Raw genomic sequence first — 16,201 nt, forward strand, 5'->3', positions numbered from 1 at the left:
TTTCGGCGCACTGGCTTTCAACCCCGACGGGATTGCCTGATGGCCGGTCAGATTCCGCAACGTTTCATCGATGACCTGCTGGCTCGCGTCGACGTGGTCGAGGTGGTCGGCGAGCGGGTCAAGCTCAAGAAGGCCGGGCGCAATCATTCCGGTCTCTGCCCCTTCCACCAGGAGAAGTCGCCGTCCTTTACCGTCAGCGCCGACAAGCAGTTCTATCACTGCTTCGGTTGCGGTGCCCACGGTAACGCCCTGCGTTTCCTGATGGAGTACGACAACCTGCGCTTTCCCGAGGCGGTGGAAAGCCTGGCCGCCCGGCAGGGCGTCGAGGTGCCGCGCGAAGGTGCCGACGATCCGCGGGCCCAGGCTCGCGAGCGCAAGCGCAAGGAAGGCGTCAACCTGCTGGAGCTCTCGGCGAGCTTCTTCCGCGAGCGCCTGAAGATGCCCGAAGGGCAGGGTGCGCGGACGTACATCGAGCGCCGCGGGTTGTCGCCGGAGGTCGTGCGCGACTTCGGTATCGGCTATGCCCCCGATGGCTGGGAGGCGCTCAAGCGACACCTCGGCGAACAGGGCATCGCCGAGTCGGTGCAGGTCGAGTATGGCCTGCTGGTGCACCGCGAGGAGAGCGGGCGCACCTACGACCGCTTCCGTGATCGCGTGGTCTTCCCGATCCGCGATATCCGTGGGCGGACGATTGCCTTCGGTGGACGAGTGCTGGGCGACACCAAGCCCAAGTACCTGAACTCCCCGGAGACGCCGGTCTTCCATAAGGGGCGCGAGCTGTACGGCCTGTATGAGGCGCGTCAGGCCAATCCGCGCCTCGAACGTCTGGTGATCGTCGAGGGCTACATGGACGTGGTGGCGCTCGCCCAGTTCGGCATTCGCAATGCGGTGGCGACCCTGGGCACGGCCACCACCGAGGATCATCTGGGGCGGTTGTTCCGCATGGTCGACGAGGTGGTGTTCTGCTTCGACGGCGACCGTGCCGGCCGCCAGGCGGCGAGCCGGGCGCTGGAAACGGTGCTGTCGCAGATGATCGACGGCCGCCAGGCGCGTTTCCTGTTCCTGCCCGAGGGTGAGGATCCGGACACCCTGGTGCGCCGCGAGGGCCCTGAGGCCTTCGAGGATCGCGTGACCTGCGCCAGCCCGCTGTCGGAGTTCCTCTTCGAGCAGGCCGCCGAGGGGCGCGACCTGGAGCGGCTGGAGGAGCGTGAGCGCTTCGCCAGTCGGGTGCTGGGCGCCATCGGCCGCCTGCCCGAAGGGGTGATGAAGTCGCTGCTGCTGACGGAACTCTCGCGTCGCACCGGCGTCGACCAGTCGAGCTTCGAGGCGCTGATGCCCCGCGAAGAGGGCGTCGAGGCGATGCCGCCCGAGGACGTGCCGCCGGAGCTGGCGGGGACGATGCCATCGGCGGGCGAGGGGGCGTCACCCGCCTCCGGCGCCCCGGCGTCGCTTGGACGCATGGCGCGAGCCTTGCAGCTGCTGGTGCATGAGCCGGCGCTGGTCGAGCGGTTGCCCGAGGACGACGACTGGTGCGATCAGCGCGACCCGGATGCCGGGCTGTGTCGCGAGGTGGTACGGCTGCTTCGGGCGGGTGGCTATCGCAGCGCCCAGGTGCTGCTGGCGCACTTCCACGGTACGCCGGAAGGCGAGCGCCTGGCGATGCTGGCCCGGCGAGCGCCGCTGGTCCCGAGTGGGCTGCGCGGCGCCGAGCTCGATAACTGGGTGGCGTACTTCCAGCGCCATCGCCGGCAGCAGTCGCCGCAGGAGGCCTTCGATGCCCTGTTGGCACGGGAGCGCGCCGGCGAGCGACTGTCACGCGAGGAGCGTCAGCGGCTGATGGTGTTGCTGGCCGAGCTCAAGGGGTGAGGAGGGCGTGGCGCGCCGGATGTTGGCGCCAGGCTTGAATTTCCTTCTAATATCACCATATACAGAGCGTCCCCGAACGGAACGCAACCTGACAAGCTAACACACCTGAATGACCGCGCAAATACGTCGAACTGGCAAGATGGCGGCCAAAACCGCTATACTGTTCGGCTTATCGAGTTTTCTCCGCCTCAGTGCTTCAGGTGCTCCATTCTTCTTCGTCGAGTAGGGTTTCTATGGCTGGAAATGCGCAGCAGCAGTCACGTCTGAAGGAGTTGATCGCGCGCGGCAAGGAACAGGGCTTCCTGACCTATGCCGAGGTCAACGACCATCTTCCCGAGGATATCGCCGACCCCGATCAGGTGGAAGACATCATCGGCATGATCAACGACATGGGTATCAATGTCGTCGAGGAAGCGCCCGATGAAGACACCCTGATGATGTCTGACCAATCCACCGACGAGTCGGCCGCCGAGGAAGCCGTGGCCGCCCTGGCCGCGGTGGAAAGCGATGTAGGGCGCACCACCGACCCGGTGCGCATGTACATGCGCGAGATGGGCACGGTCGAGCTGCTGACCCGTGAGGGCGAGATCGAGATCGCCAAGCGGATCGAGGAGGGCACCCGTGAGGTGATGTCCGCCCTGGCCTATCTACCCGGCGCCGTGGATTCGATCCTCGCGGCCTATGATGCGACCCAGGACGAAGAGGCGCCGGGCCGGCTGTCCGACCTGTTCTCGGGGTTCATCGATCCCGACGGCGGCATCCCCGGCGTGGCCGAGGCCGAGGTGCCCGAAGAGCCGGAAGTGGCCGCCAGCGATGCCGACGCGGATGGCGAAGAAGCCGAGGAAGAAGACGACAGCGGCGGTGGCCCGGATCCGGAAGAAGCGCGTGCGCGTTTCGAACAGATCCGCGGGCAGAACGAGATGGTGCGCCAGGCCATCGAGGCCGGCGGGCGTCGTTCCGCCCAGGCCGAGCTGACGCGCCTGGCCGAGCTGTTCTCGCCGATCAAGCTGGTGCCCAAGCACTTCGAACGCCTGGTCGGCCAAGTGCGGATCAGCGTCGAGCAGGTGCGTGCCCAGGAAAAGGCCATCATGCAGCTGTGCGTGAAGAAGGCCAAGGTGCCGCGCAAGACCTTCATCAAGGCCTTCCCGGGCAACGAGTCGCGTCAGGCATGGCTCGATGACTTCATGGCCGATAACGCCAAGTACGCCGACAAGCTGGCCGTGCTCAAGGGCGATATCCAGCGTGCCCAGCGCAAGATCGCCTTCGAGGAGGAGATGATCCAGCTGGCGGTGCCCGAGGTGAAGGAGGTCAACCGTCGGCTGTCCATCGGCGAGGCCAAGGCGCGTCGCGCCAAGAAGGAAATGGTCGAGGCCAACCTGCGTCTGGTGATCTCGATCGCCAAGAAGTACACCAACCGTGGCCTGCAGTTCCTGGACCTGATCCAGGAGGGCAACATCGGCCTGATGAAGGCGGTCGACAAGTTCGAATACCGTCGCGGTTACAAGTTCTCGACCTATGCGACCTGGTGGATTCGTCAGGCGATCACCCGCTCGATCGCCGACCAGGCGCGCACCATCCGTATCCCGGTGCACATGATCGAGACCATCAACAAGCTCAACCGCGTGTCGCGGCAGATGCTTCAAGAGATGGGCCGCGAACCGACGCCGGAGGAGCTGGGCGAGCGCCTCGAGATGCCCGAGGACAAGGTGCGCAAGGTGCTCAAGATCGCCAAGGAGCCGATCTCCATGGAGACGCCCATCGGCGATGACGATGACTCGCACCTGGGTGACTTCATCGAGGATGGCACCATGATGCTGCCCATCGATTCGGCTACCGGTGAAGGGCTGATCGAGGCCACTCGCAATGTGCTCGGCGGTCTCACCGCCCGCGAGGCCAAGGTGCTGCGCATGCGCTTCGGCATCGACATGAACACCGACCACACCCTCGAGGAGGTCGGCAAGCAGTTCGACGTGACCCGCGAGCGGATCCGCCAGATCGAGGCCAAGGCATTGCGCAAGCTGCGCCATCCGTCGCGCTCGGAGCCGCTGCGCTCCTTCCTCGACGAATAAGCCTGACCGACGCTTCGAAAAAAACGCCCGCAACCGAAAGGTTGCGGGCGTTTTTTCGTGTAGCCCTTGGCCAACCCTGGGGGCTGGCCGTCGCCGTCAGAGGCTGTAGTGGGTCGCCGAGCCGGGGCCCACCGGCAGGCCGAACAGGAAGACCCAGGCGAAGAACAGCAGGCTCCAGCCGACCAGCATGAACAGTGTATAAGGCAGCATCAGCGCGACCAGGGTGCCGATGCCCAGATCCTTGCGGTAGCGTGCCGCCACCGCCATGATCAGGCCGAAGTAGCTCATCATCGGGGTGATCAGATTGGTCACCGAGTCGCCGATACGGTAGGCCGCCTGTATGACTTCGGGGGCATACCCCATCAGCATCAGCATCGGCACGAATACCGGGGCGGTCACCGCCCACTGGGCCGATGCGCTGCCCAGCGACAGGTTGACGAAGGCGCACAGCAGGATGAACAGGGCAAACAGCGCCGGGCCCTTGAGCCCCAGTGTCTGCAACAGATCCGCGCCGGCCACGGCGATGACGGTGCCGAAGTTGCTCCAGTTGAACAGCGCCACGAACTGTGCGGCGAAGAACACCAGCACGATATACAGCCCCAGGCTGCTCATGCTCTTGGCCATGGCGTCAACGACATCGCGGTCGCCGTGCATGGAGCCGGCCAGGCGACCGTAGACGAAGCCCAGGAGACCCAGCGAGACGGCGACGATCGCCACGATGCCGTTCAGGAAGGGCGAGCCGCTGACGGCCCCGGTCTCGGGGTCGCGCAGGATGCCGCTCTCCGGCACCACCATGATGGCGAGCACCGCGACGATGGCCAGGGTGGCCAGGCCGGTGCCCTTCAGGGCGCGTTTCTCGTCGCTCGAGAGCCCGGTCATGCGCTGCGAGTCGATATCGTCTTCGGCATAGGTGGCATCGAACGTGCCGAGCTTGGGTTCGACGATGCGCTCGGTGACCAGGCCGCCGATCAGGGTCACGGCGAAGGTGCTGACGATCATGAAGAACCAGTTGGCCTCGGCGCCGACCGTGTAGCTCGGATCGATCAGGTGCGCCGCCTCCTGGGTGATGCCGGAGAGCAGGGGATCGACGGTACCGATCAACAGGTTGGCGCTGTAGCCGCCCGAGACGCCGCAGAACGCGGCGGCCAGGCCGGCCAGGGGGTGGCGCCCCAGGGAATGGAAGATCATCGCCGCCAGCGGGATCAGCACCACGTAGCCAAGCTCGGCGGCCATGTTGGACATGATGCCGGCGAAGACCAGCGCATAGGTGACGATATGCGGCGAGCGGCCGAGCACCAGGGCGCGCATGCTGGCCGATAGCAGGCCGGAGTGTTCGGCGACCCCGACCCCGAGCATCGCCACCAGCACGGTGCCGAGCGGTGCGAAACTGGTGAAGTTGTTGACCAGCTCGGTGAGCAACAGGCGCAGGCCGTCGGCATTGAGCAGCGAATTGACGGCGATCGATTCGCCTTCATTGGTGGGTCGGGGGTCGGCGACGGACACGTCGAGCGCTCCGGCGATACCGCTGGCCACCACCACGACCATGCAAAGCACGGCGAACAGGGTTACGGGGTGGGGCAGCAGATTGCCGAGCCACTCGACGCTATCGAGGAAGCGTGTGAAGGCGCTGCGGCGCAGGCGTGCGCCACCGGAATTGGCAGTAGACATCGAAGTTTCTCGTCAATGAAGGCGTTGTTGGTTGAAGTTATTGCCAAAATGGCATGACGCGCGACATTACTTCGATAAGAGATCTTCTGCAAACTCAAACGTATTGTGAGTGACGCACGAGTCGAGTGACTCGGCTCAGGCCGTATCGCGGCTTCTCGCCCAGCGCCGCACCATCAGCAGCAGTTCCAGCATGGCGATCAGCAACAGCGCATAGCCGAACAGCTCGGTGACCTCCTCGGCGGCATCCTTGACGATCCGCAGGTCATGCTCACCCAGCAGGCTCGTCCACAGCTCGCCACGCCCGTAGAGGCGCGAGAAGACATAGGTGCCGAGGAACCCCGCGGCGAACAGGCCGCCGGAAAAGCTCATGGCGTAGCGCTCGAGCTCGGCGGCGAGGGTGCGGCGGCCGCGCAGCACCGCGTACAGGATCGGCACCACGAGTAGTGTCACCAGAAGCTGCCAGGCACCGTCGAAGACGTTGGCATCGAGCCAGGCATCCTGCTCGCGAATCAGCGAGGCACCGAGCAGGCCCACCAGCAGCAGGGTGAGGTGCGGAAGGCGGTCGTCCAGGCGGTGGGTGATCAGCGCCAGTGTCGTGGCCCCTATCAGCAGTGCGGACTGGGTGAGCTCGGTGAAGCCGGCCTCGGAGAAGCGCACGGCCGGCATGTGCATGGCCTCGAAGAGCACGCCTTGCATCAGGGCGGCGATGAAGAGCATATAGGCGAAGCCGCGCAGGCAGAGTGCGCGCAAGGCGATTCGCTCGGAAGGGGAGTCGGGCATGGTGCTGTCTTCTGATGAGATGTTGAGTCGGCTAATTATACGTCTTGAGGATGGCCCTTGTCTGCCACGAAGGGATGTCGAGAAGGGTGCTGGCGTCGAGCCTCCTCCTGTAGCCAGTCGTGGACCGCGAGGATCCGTCGGTCGTCCAGTGAGCCGGCGGCATGCACGATGCCGTAGTGCATGCCGGTGGCCACGCGTCGTTCGAAGGGCGCCACCAGGGCGCCGGTATCCAGTTCGTTGGTGATCAGCGTCTGGCGGGCGATGGCGACCCCCATGCCGGCCAGCGCCGCCTCCATGGTCAGGTGGTTACGATTGAACGTGTAACCGCGACGCACATTGATCTCGGGGGCATGGATGGCGGTCAGGTAGTGTTCCCATTCGCCATAGTCGTGGCTGCCGCGCCAGGCGGTGATGTCGTGCAACAGGGGATACCAGGCCAGGTCGACGGGGCGGCGCAGGGGGGGGCGGCCGCGCATCAGCGAGGGGGCGCAGACGGGGAAGATGGTTTCCTCCATCAGCGGCGTGATCGACATGCCGGGATAGCGACCGTCGTTGAGGTCAATCGCGAGATCGAACTCGCCTTCCCGCAGCGAGGTGCTGCTGTCCTCGGAGATGATGTGCAGCTCGATGTCGGGGAAGCGCGCCTGCAGGCGCGGCAGGCGTGGCATCAGCCACTTGTTGAGGAAGGAGGGCACCACGCGCATGCGGATGATGCCGCTCATGACCCCGCTGCGCAGCCGCTTCACTTCCAGGCCGACCGCCTGGTAGGCCTCGCCGACCACCGACGCCAGCCGTCGGCCTTCCTCGGTGAGGGCCAGGCGCCGGGGCAGGCGGCGGAACAGCTTGAAACCGAGTCGTTCCTCGAGCTGCTTGATCTGCTGGCTGACGGCCCCGGTGGTGACGTGAAGTTCCTCCGCCGCCCGAGTGAAGGACAGGTGGCGGGCGCTGACCGCGAAGACCTTCAGCCAGGCATGCGTCTGTGAATTGAGGAGTTGGCTCATGGTTTAGTGATTCTACACTGTGGGCAAGATATTCTAGATTGTCGTCGGGCTCGGCTAGCGACAACATTAGGGTCCAAGGCAAGCGAAGGCCAGCAGGCTTTAGTGTAACTGACAACAAGGCGGTGTCGGTACGATCCGACCCCCACTCCGAGGTGTTTCCCATGTCCATCAGCGTCTTCGACCTCTTCAAGATCGGCATCGGCCCCTCCAGCTCTCACACGGTTGGGCCGATGCGTGCGGCCAACGACTTCGTCCAGGAACTGCGTCGACGAGACATGCTGGAGCGAGTGGCCCGGGTCGAGGTGCACTTGCATGGTTCGCTGTCCGCTACCGGCCAGGGCCACGGCACCGATCAGGCCACCATCATGGGCCTGATGGGCGAGCGCCCCGAGTCGATCGACCCGTCCATCGTCTCGCCTTGCATCGAGGAGCTGCTGGAGTCCCAGACCCTGTTGCTCGACGGTCGTCTGGCGATCCCTTTTCTGTGGTCGCGTGACCTGCAGTGGCATGACGAGAGCCTGGCCTATCACCCCAATGCCATGACCCTGGTGGCTCACGGCCATTCCCAGGAGCTGCATCGCAACATCTACTACTCCGTGGGTGGCGGCTTCGTCGTCGACGAGGAGCAGGCGGCCAGCGGCGAGCTCGATAGCGACACCACCGTGCTGCCCTTCGATTTCAACTCCGCCGGCGAGTTGCTGGCACTGTGCCGCCTGCATGGCCTGCGCATCAGCGAGTTGATGATGGAGAACGAGAAGGCCTGGCGCGATGAGGCCGAGATACGTGCCGGACTATGGCGCATCTGGGAGGCCATGCAGGACAGCGTGCAGCAGGGCTTCGAGAGCGAGGGCGTGCTGCCCGGCGGACTCAACGTCAAGCGCCGTGCCGGCGACCTGCATCGTCGCCTCGAGGCGATGGACGACGACGGCAGCCTGATCGCCTCGACCTTCTCCGCCATGGACTGGGTCAACGTCTTCGCCCTGGCGGTCAACGAGGAAAACGCCGCCGGCGGGCGCATGGTGACCGCGCCGACCAATGGCGCGGCCGGTATTATTCCGGCGGTGTTGCACTATTACATGAAGTTCCAGGCCGGTGCCGATGAGCGCTGCGTGGTGGATTTCCTGCTGACCGCCGGTGCCGTGGGCATCCTGTGCAAGAAGAATGCCTCGATTTCCGGCGCCGAGGTCGGTTGCCAGGGCGAGGTGGGTTCGGCCTGCGCCATGGCGGCCGCCGGCCTGACCGAGGTGCTGGGTGGTAGCCCGGGCCAGGTGGAGAACGCCGCCGAGATCGGCCTGGAGCACAACCTGGGCCTGACCTGCGACCCGGTGGGCGGCCTGGTGCAGGTGCCCTGCATCGAACGCAACGCGATCGCCTCGGTGAAGGCCATCAACGCCACCCAGATGGCGCTGCGCGGCGACGGCGACCACTTCATCTCGCTGGACAAGGCGATCCGTACCATGCGAGACACCGGCGCCGACATGCAGGAGAAGTACAAGGAAACCTCCAAGGGGGGCCTGGCGGTCAACGCCATCGAATGCTGAAACGAGTTCTTTGTCGGGCGGCGGGTGCCGTCCTTGCCGGCGCGTCCCTCGGGGCGCGCTTTTTTTGATCCTGCGCCTCCAGTCGGGTGGTGCAGGCTCGATCAGCGGCGCCGCGATGGCAGCCCCTCATCGATATGCGCGACCAGGTGGTCGAGGAAACGGTGTACCTTGACCGAGCGATGGCGATGCCGGGGGTAGACCGCCCATACCGCGGTGTCGGCGTGGCGATAGGCATCGAGCACGCTGATCAGCTCGCCGCGGGCCAGGTGTTGCTCGACGTAGTAGTCGGGCAACTGGGCCAGGCCGAGCCCCTTGAGGGCGGCGTCCAGCAGCGCCGGGCCCGAGTTTCCACTCAGCGGGCCGTCGACACGGATATCGCGTCGCACGCCATCGACGTCGAAGCGCCATTCGTTGCGCGAGCCGATCAGGCAGCGGTGCCGAGACAGCTCCGAGAGGCTGTGGGGCTGGGCGATGCGAGTGAAGTAGTCGGGTGAGCCGACCACGTACTCGCGACGCTCGCACAGCCGCCGGGCGATCAGGGTAGAGTCCTTCAACCGCCCCATGCGGATGGCGATATCGAAGCCTTCGTCGATGATGTCCACCTGGCGGTTGGTGAAGTGCATGTTGACCTCGAGCCGCGGGTGGGCGGCCATGAAGTCGTGCACCAGCGGGGCGATGAAGCGTTCGCCGAAGGTGGTGGCGCAGGTCAGGGCGAGCAGGCCGCTGGGGGTGTCCTGCAGCTCCTTGACCGCGGTCTCGGCCTCGCGGAAGCCCTCGAACAGGTGCTGGCAATGCTGATAGTAGAGGCGGCCCGCCTCGGTGAGCCGGAGGCGGCGCGTGGTGCGATAGAGCAGGGTGGTATCCAGCTGGTGCTCCAGCTGGCTGACCAGCCGGCTGACGTGAGAGCTCGAGACCTTCAGACGCTCGGCGGCGGCCTTGAAGGCACCCTGGCGCACCACCTCGATGAAGGCCTCGACGCGATCCCAGCGCTGCATTCCGCGTCTCCTCGGCGATTATTGCCATGTGGCAATAATGTGATGTGTTTCGTGCGGTTTATCCGAGTATGCGGGGTTGCCTAGACTAGGGGAAGGCCGACGCCCGGCGAAGGCCACCGCCCATTCAGAGGAGAGCATCATGAAGTCACGCGCCGCCATCGCCCTGGAAGCGGGCAAACCCCTCGAACTTACCGAGATCGACGTCGAGGGCCCGAAGGCCGGCGAGGTGCTGGTACGCATGGCCGCCACCAGCGTCTGCCATACCGACGCCTACACGCTGTCCGGTGCCGACCCGGAAGGCCTGTTCCCGACCGTGCTGGGCCATGAGGGCGCCGGCATCGTCGAGGAAGTGGGCGAGGGCGTCACCGGGCTGCGTCCCGGCGACCACGTCATCCCGCTGTATACCGCCGAGTGCGGCAAGTGCAAGTTCTGCCTCTCCGGCAAGACCAACCTGTGCGGCGCCGTGCGTGCCACCCAGGGCAAGGGCGTGATGCCCGACGGCACCAGTCGTTTCTCCCTCGAGGGTCGTAAGCTGCACCATTACATGGGGTGCTCCACCTTCAGCGAGTACACCGTGGTGCCCGAGGTGTCGCTGGCCGTGGTCTCCAAGGAGGCGCCGCTGGACAAGATCTGCCTGCTGGGCTGCGGCGTGACCACCGGCATCGGTGCGGTCATGAACACCGCCAAGGTCGAGCCGGGCGCCACCGTGGCGGTGTTCGGGCTCGGCGCCATCGGCCTGGCGGTGATCCAGGGCGCGGTGATGGCCAAGGCCAGCCGCATCATCGCCATCGACGTGAATCCGGAGAAGTTCGAGCTGGCCAAGCAGTTCGGCGCCACCGAGTTCGTCAATCCCAAGGACTACAGCGACTCCATCCAGCAGGTGATCGTCGACCTGACCGACGGTGGCGTCGACTACTCCTTCGAATGCATCGGCAACGTCAATGTCATGCGCTCGGCGCTGGAGTGCTGCCACAAGGGCTGGGGCGAGTCGGTGATCATCGGCGTCGCCGGTGCCGGCGAGGAGATCTCGACCCGTCCGTTCCAGCTGGTTACCGGGCGGGTCTGGAAGGGGTCCGCCTTCGGTGGCGTCAAGGGCCGCACGGAGCTACCGGGCTATGTGGATCGCTACATGAAGGGCGAAATCAACATCGATGACTTCATCACCCACGACATGCCGTTCGAGAAGATCAACGAGGCCTTCGAGCTGCTGCACAAGGGGGAGAGCATCCGTACCGTGCTGCACTATTGATCAACGCGCCCGCTGACGCGCGCGGGGCTTGAAACGTGTCCGCCGCGACGCGTGTGTAATGCGCCCGATGCCGGGTATCGCGACGGCGATGCCCGGCACGCCTCGAATTCCATAAGGAGTCGCTCATGACCATGACCGAACAGCTCGAGCTGGTCTCGGCTAACCGCAGTTTCGGTGGCTGGCACAAGCGCTATCGCCACCGCTCCCGGGCGCTGGACTGCGAGATGATCTTCGCCATCTATCTGCCGCCCCAGGCGGAGACCGAGCGTGTGCCGCTGCTGTGGTGGCTGTCGGGGCTGACCTGCAGCGACGAGAACTTCATGCAGAAGGCCGGGGCTCAGCGCCTGGCCGCGGAGCTCGGCATCGCCATCGTCTGTCCGGATACCAGCCCTCGCGGGCTGAATCTGCCCGGCGAGCACGATAGCTATGACGTCGGCTCCGGCGCGGGCTTCTACGTCAACGCCACCCAGGCGCCGTGGAAGCACCACTACCGGATGTATGACTACGTGGCCGAGGAGTTACCCTCGGTGGTGCGCCAGCACTTCCCGGTCAACGGCCGGGAGTCGATCAGCGGCCACTCCATGGGCGGCCACGGCGCGCTGATCCTGGCGCTGCGCCGGCCGGGGCACTATCGTTCGGTGTCGGCCTTCGCGCCGGTGGTCAATCCGTCCCAGTGCCCCTGGGGGCGCAAGGCCTTCGGCCACTACCTGGGCGAGGACGTCAGCCAGTGGACCCAGTACGACGCCTGCGAACTGGTGGCGCGCGGCGCTTCCCGCCAGCCGTTGTTCGTCGACCAGGGCGAGGCCGATGACTTCCTCGAGGAGCAGCTGTGCCCCGAGCGCCTGGAGGCGGTGTGCGCCGAGCACGATCATCCGCTGACCCTGCGTCGCCAGCCCGGCTACGATCACAGCTACCACTTCATCGCCAGCTTCATCGACGACCACCTGCGTTACCACGCCGAGCATCTCCACGCTCGACACTGAGTCACCCTGCGACTCGCTTCACGCGCCGCCTGTGCACAGGCGGCGCGAGTCGTTTACGCCCCCTCTCCATGCCCTGCAGCGTCATCCGCGTACCTATCGACGACTCATTGTCGTGCTTCACCGGGGCGGCGTCTCCCGATAGCCAAATTTGACATGCCGGAAAACGACACAACCGGTAAATTTCGGGGTGTGCATGCCGGTTCGCGACGGATAGCCCGCCAGGGCGGCCCCTGCCTGACTCGACAATAATGATGACAACACCTCGTGCCGGAGTATGGATGATGACACGCGCTCCTCAGCCTCCCCCTCATGCCGCCGGGCCCCAGACCCTGGGATTCCTGTTGCTGGACAACTTCACCCTCATCTCGTTGGCCTCGGCCATCGAGCCCTTGCGCATGGCCAATCAGCTAGCCGGGCGCGAACTCTATCGTTGGTACACCCTGACCGCCGATGGTGGCCCGGTGCGTGCCAGCGACGGCCTGCAGATCACCCCGGATGCCTCCATCACGGTGCCGTTGGCGCTGGACACGGTGATCGTCTGCGGCGGCGTGGGGCCGCAGCGCAGCGTGCAGCGCGAGCACGTCGCCTGGCTGCAGTCGCAGGCGCGCCATTCGTGCCGCCTGGGCGCCGTGTGTACCGGCTCCTGGGCGCTGGCGCGGGCCGGGTTGCTCGATGGCTTCGAGACTAGCGTGCACTGGGAATGCCTGGCCGCCATGCAGGAGGCCTTTCCCCGGGTCGCCTTGAGTACCCGGCTGTTCTCCATCGACCGCGACCGGGCCACCGCCTCCGGCGGCACGGCGCCGATGGACATGGTGCTGACGCTGATCGGTCGCGACCACGGCCGCGAACTGGCGGCTGGCATCTCCGAGATGTTCATCTACGATCGCGTGCGCAACGAACAGGACCAGCAGCGCGTGCCGCTCAAGCATGTGCTGGGCACCACCCAGCCGCGGCTGCTGGAGATCGTGGCGCTGATGGAGGCCAACCTCGAGGAGCCGATCAGCCTCGACGAGCTGGCCGGCTACGTGAACGTCTCGCGGCGCCAGCTGGAGCGGCTGTTCCAGAAGAACCTGCATTGCTCGCCGTCGCGCTACTACCTCAAGCTGCGCCTGACCCGCGCCCGGCAATTGCTCAAGCAGACCCCGCTGTCGATCATCGAGGTCGCGTCGGCCTGTGGTTTCGTCTCCACGCCGCACTTCTCCAAGTGTTATCGGGAATACTTCGGCATTCCGCCGCGCGACGAGCGGCTAGGCTCCAGCGCCGTCGAGCTGGTGCCGGTGCAGCTGGGCCAGGACGCCGTGGCCATGCTACAGTCCGCCTCGTTCGAGTCGGTTCCCGATGCCCCGGTCTCCGCGGCCATGAGCGCCCTGAATCAGGCCCGGGGGGAGCCGACCTATGCCAGCGTCAGGCTGAGTTAACGCCTGGCGCCGGGAGGGCTCATCCGCATGCCGCGGGAGTGAGCCCCTGACGGAGTTCCGGGCGAGGTCGATGCGAAAAGGATGGCGATGGCTGGCGCGAGTACTGTGGCTCGCGCTGCTCGGCTGGGTCGGGCTAAGCGTGCTGGTGGTGCTGATGCTGCGGGTGATACCGGTGGGCGGCTCCATGGTGATGCTCGAGCGCAAGGTGCAGGCCTGGCGCGCCGACGAGCCGTTGGACTTGCGTCACGACTGGCGCCCTTGGGATCAGCTGGCCGACGGCGCCAAGCTGGCGGTGATCGCCGCCGAGGATCAGCGTTTCCCCACGCATCATGGCTTCGACCTGGTAGAGCTGCGGCGCGCCGTCGAGGCCAGCCTCAATGGCGGCGACCTGCGTGGTGCCAGCACTCTCAGCCAGCAGACCGCCAAGAATCTCTTCCTGTGGACCGGGCGCAGCTGGGTGCGCAAGGGCCTGGAAGCCTGGTTCACCCTGCTCATCGAGACGCTGTGGCCCAAGCAGCGCATCCTCGAGGTCTATCTCAATATCGCCGAGTGGGACACCGGAGTGTTCGGCCTGGAGGCCGCATCACGGCACTACTTCGGCGTGCCGGCGGCACGGCTGAGCGATGTCCAGGCCAGCCGGCTGGCCGCCATCCTGCCCGACCCCCGTGGTCGGAGCGCCTCTCGGCCCGGCGGCTACGTCCTGCAACGCAGCGCCTGGATCCGCCAGCAGATGCGCAATCTTGGCGGTGCCAGCTACCTCGAGCGTCTCTGACACGACATCGATTTCCCGTTGTGTCGCGATCGCGACGCGGGTGACGTTTTTGGAATTTCCCCGGTCGTTTCCAGGCGCCGGGTTCCGTAGGGCGAGGGATATGCTGCCGGCGTAACCCTGCGCTACTACGGAGCTTCCCCGCCATGACCCCCGCCGAGCTGCACCAGGATGCCATCGTCATCGATGGCCTCGTTATCGCCAAGTGGAACCGCGAGCTGTTCGAGGACATGCGTCGTGGTGGCCTGACGGCCGCCAACTGCACCGTCTCGGTGTGGGAAGGCTTCCAGGCCACCGTCGACAACATCGTCAGGTCCAACGCCCTGATGGCCGAGTGCGACGACCTGGTGCGGCCGGTGCGTACCGCCGCCGACATCACCCGCGCCAAGGAAGAGGGCAAGACGGGCATCATCTACGGCTTCCAGAACGCCCATGCCTTCGAGGACCAGATCGGCTACGTCGAGGTCTTCAAACGGCTCGGCGTGGGCATCGTGCAGATGTGCTACAACACCCAGAACCTGGTCGGTACCGGCTGCTACGAGCGTGACGGCGGGCTGTCCGGCTTCGGCCACGAGATCGTCGCCGAGATGAACCGCGTGGGCATGATGTGCGACCTCTCCCATGTCGGCGAGAAGACCTCCACCGAGGTCATCGAGGCATCCACCCAGCCGGTCTGCTACTCCCATTGCCTGCCCGCGGGGCTCAAGGATCACCCCCGCAACAAGTCCGACGCCGAGCTCAAGTTCATCGCCGATCGCGGCGGTTTCGTCGGCGTGACCATGTTCACCCCCTTCCTGCGTGCCGGCGTCGACGCCACCGTCGATGACTACGTCGAGGCCATCGAGTACGTGATGAACCTTGTCGGCGAGGACGCCATCGGCATCGGCACCGATTTCACCCAGGGCCACGGCCATGACTTCTTCGAGTGGCTGACCCACGACAAGGGCTATGCCCGCCGCCTGACCCGTTTCGGCGAGATCATCAACCCCGCGGGCATCCGTACCATCGGCGAGTTCGGCAACCTCACCGAGGCGCTGTTGAGGCGCGGGATGAGCGAACCCCAGGTGCGCAAGATCATGGGCGAGAACTGGACCCGTGTGCTGAAGGATGTCTGGGGCGCCTGAGGGCCTATTGCGTTGGCGATAACGGTGTTGCGGACTCGCTCGAAATGCTCATGGACAACCGTCCACTCCGCTTTCTTGCTGCATCCGCGCCTTGTTCTCGCTGCACTCATGATGGCCCACCGGGATGATGAGTGTGAATAAATACAAGTTGTTTCGAGGAATACGATCGTGACCAAGATGGCCCCCGAACTGCCCATCGACGTGGATGCCGAGACCGGCGTCTGGACCACCGATGCGTTGCCCATGCTCTACGTGCCGCGGCATTTCTTCATCAACAACCACCTGGCCGTGGAAGAGGCCCTGGGCGCCGAGCAATACGCCGAGATCCTCTATCACGCCGGCTACAAGAGCGCCTGGCACTGGTGCGAGCAGGAGGCCGAGCTGCACGGCCTCGAGGACGAAGCGGTCTTCGCGCATTACATGCGGCGACTGTCCCAGCGCGGCTGGGGCAAGTTCATCACCGAGGACATCGACCTCGAGGCCGGTACCTGCCGGGTACGCCTGGAACATAGCGCCTTCGTCTATCAGCTCGGCAAGGTCGGCCGTCGGGTCGAATACATGTTCACCGGCTGGTTCGCCGGCGCCATGGACCAGATCCTCGCCGCCCGCGGAAGCGATCTGCGCACCGTCGCCGAGCAGACCCGGAGCGCCGCCGAGGAAGGCTGCGACACGGGGCTCTTCGAGACCCGTCCGCTCGACACTCTCGCCACTATCGGACAGGGCTGAGGAGGCACCACC

The 16,201-nt window shown here is 65.6% G+C and carries 13 protein-coding genes; 9 read left to right on the forward strand and 4 right to left on the reverse strand.

Going from position 1 to position 16,201, the window contains the following annotated elements:
- The first annotated feature begins 39 nt into the window (after window positions 1-39).
- On the forward strand, window positions 40-1,866 hold the full coding sequence (dnaG, locus tag ETC07_RS14390) for a DNA primase (RefSeq protein WP_136249214.1): 1,827 nt from the start codon (window positions 40-42) through the stop codon (window positions 1,864-1,866).
- A 200-nt stretch (window positions 1,867-2,066) separates the two neighbouring features.
- On the forward strand, window positions 2,067-3,935 hold the full coding sequence (gene rpoD / locus ETC07_RS14395) for an RNA polymerase sigma factor RpoD (RefSeq protein WP_276605518.1): 1,869 nt from the start codon (window positions 2,067-2,069) through the stop codon (window positions 3,933-3,935).
- A 96-nt stretch (window positions 3,936-4,031) separates the two neighbouring features.
- On the opposite strand, the gene ETC07_RS14400 is transcribed toward rpoD, so the two are convergent.
- The 3 genes from ETC07_RS14400 to ETC07_RS14410 all read right to left on the reverse strand — a co-directional run bounded on the left by ETC07_RS14400 (window position 4,032) and on the right by ETC07_RS14410 (window position 7,384).
- A complete protein-coding gene (locus tag ETC07_RS14400) occupies window positions 4,032-5,603 on the reverse strand; it encodes an AbgT family transporter (RefSeq protein ID WP_136249216.1) in 1,572 nt (523 codons plus the stop codon).
- 135 nt (window positions 5,604-5,738) lie between these two features.
- Window positions 5,739-6,383, reverse strand: a complete 645-nt coding sequence (locus ETC07_RS14405) for a hypothetical protein (protein ID WP_136249217.1) — start codon at window positions 6,381-6,383, stop codon at window positions 5,739-5,741.
- A 35-nt stretch (window positions 6,384-6,418) separates the two neighbouring features.
- On the reverse strand, window positions 6,419-7,384 hold the full coding sequence (locus ETC07_RS14410; RefSeq protein ID WP_136249218.1) for a LysR substrate-binding domain-containing protein: 966 nt from the start codon (window positions 7,382-7,384) through the stop codon (window positions 6,419-6,421).
- A gap of 161 nt (window positions 7,385-7,545) precedes the next feature.
- Here ETC07_RS14410 and ETC07_RS14415 point away from each other — a divergent pair, with 161 nt between their 5' ends.
- Complete coding sequence (locus tag ETC07_RS14415; RefSeq protein WP_136249219.1) at window positions 7,546-8,925, forward strand: L-serine ammonia-lyase; 1,380 nt, start codon at window positions 7,546-7,548, stop codon at window positions 8,923-8,925.
- Window positions 8,926-9,026: 101 nt separating this feature from the next.
- Here the strand turns inward: ETC07_RS14415 and ETC07_RS14420 are convergent, their stop codons facing one another.
- Window positions 9,027-9,920, reverse strand: coding sequence for a LysR family transcriptional regulator (locus tag ETC07_RS14420; protein WP_136249220.1), 894 nt, complete (start codon window positions 9,918-9,920; stop codon window positions 9,027-9,029).
- Window positions 9,921-10,059: 139 nt separating this feature from the next.
- Here ETC07_RS14420 and ETC07_RS14425 point away from each other — a divergent pair, with 139 nt between their 5' ends.
- From ETC07_RS14425 to ETC07_RS14450, 6 genes are all read left to right on the forward strand, one after another.
- On the forward strand, window positions 10,060-11,169 hold the full coding sequence (locus ETC07_RS14425) for an S-(hydroxymethyl)glutathione dehydrogenase/class III alcohol dehydrogenase (RefSeq protein WP_136249221.1): 1,110 nt from the start codon (window positions 10,060-10,062) through the stop codon (window positions 11,167-11,169).
- 125 nt (window positions 11,170-11,294) lie between these two features.
- Entirely contained in the window at window positions 11,295-12,152 is an 858-nt protein-coding gene (gene fghA, locus ETC07_RS14430) for an S-formylglutathione hydrolase (RefSeq protein ID WP_136249222.1), read from the forward strand.
- 281 nt (window positions 12,153-12,433) lie between these two features.
- Complete coding sequence (gene gbdR / locus ETC07_RS14435) at window positions 12,434-13,570, forward strand: choline metabolism transcriptional regulator GbdR (protein WP_205742559.1); 1,137 nt, start codon at window positions 12,434-12,436, stop codon at window positions 13,568-13,570.
- A gap of 70 nt (window positions 13,571-13,640) precedes the next feature.
- Window positions 13,641-14,342: a monofunctional biosynthetic peptidoglycan transglycosylase gene (gene mtgA, locus ETC07_RS14440; protein ID WP_136249224.1), complete on the forward strand. Its 702-nt coding sequence runs from the start codon at window positions 13,641-13,643 to the stop codon at window positions 14,340-14,342.
- 143 nt (window positions 14,343-14,485) lie between these two features.
- Window positions 14,486-15,463, forward strand: a complete 978-nt coding sequence (locus ETC07_RS14445; RefSeq protein WP_136249225.1) for a dipeptidase — start codon at window positions 14,486-14,488, stop codon at window positions 15,461-15,463.
- A 168-nt stretch (window positions 15,464-15,631) separates the two neighbouring features.
- Window positions 15,632-16,189 carry a DUF5943 domain-containing protein gene (locus tag ETC07_RS14450; protein WP_136249226.1) on the forward strand — a complete coding sequence of 186 codons (558 nt, stop codon included), beginning with the start codon at window positions 15,632-15,634 and terminating at the stop codon, window positions 16,187-16,189.
- Window positions 16,190-16,201: the final 12 nt, after the last annotated feature.

The organism is Halomonas borealis, from assembly GCF_004798905.1.
GTDB lineage: Bacteria > Pseudomonadota > Gammaproteobacteria > Pseudomonadales > Halomonadaceae > Halomonas > Halomonas borealis.

Excerpts from the sequence above, each read along its gene's own strand:
- ETC07_RS14445 (WP_136249225.1), top strand. The coding sequence starts at position 14,486 with ATGACCCCCGCCGAGCTGCACCAGGATGCCATCGTCATCGATGGCCTC.
- ETC07_RS14425 (WP_136249221.1), top strand. The coding sequence starts at position 10,060 with ATGAAGTCACGCGCCGCCATCGCCCTGGAAGCGGGCAAACCCCTCGAA.
- mtgA (WP_136249224.1), top strand. The coding sequence starts at position 13,641 with ATGCGAAAAGGATGGCGATGGCTGGCGCGAGTACTGTGGCTCGCGCTG.
- ETC07_RS14405 (WP_136249217.1), bottom strand. The coding sequence starts at position 6,383 with ATGCCCGACTCCCCTTCCGAGCGAATCGCCTTGCGCGCACTCTGCCTG.
- ETC07_RS14415 (WP_136249219.1), top strand. The coding sequence starts at position 7,546 with ATGTCCATCAGCGTCTTCGACCTCTTCAAGATCGGCATCGGCCCCTCC.
- dnaG (WP_136249214.1), top strand. The coding sequence starts at position 40 with ATGGCCGGTCAGATTCCGCAACGTTTCATCGATGACCTGCTGGCTCGC.
- gbdR (WP_205742559.1), top strand. The coding sequence starts at position 12,434 with ATGACACGCGCTCCTCAGCCTCCCCCTCATGCCGCCGGGCCCCAGACC.
- ETC07_RS14420 (WP_136249220.1), bottom strand. The coding sequence starts at position 9,920 with ATGCAGCGCTGGGATCGCGTCGAGGCCTTCATCGAGGTGGTGCGCCAG.
- fghA (WP_136249222.1), top strand. The coding sequence starts at position 11,295 with ATGACCATGACCGAACAGCTCGAGCTGGTCTCGGCTAACCGCAGTTTC.
- ETC07_RS14410 (WP_136249218.1), bottom strand. The coding sequence starts at position 7,384 with ATGAGCCAACTCCTCAATTCACAGACGCATGCCTGGCTGAAGGTCTTC.
- ETC07_RS14400 (WP_136249216.1), bottom strand. The coding sequence starts at position 5,603 with ATGTCTACTGCCAATTCCGGTGGCGCACGCCTGCGCCGCAGCGCCTTC.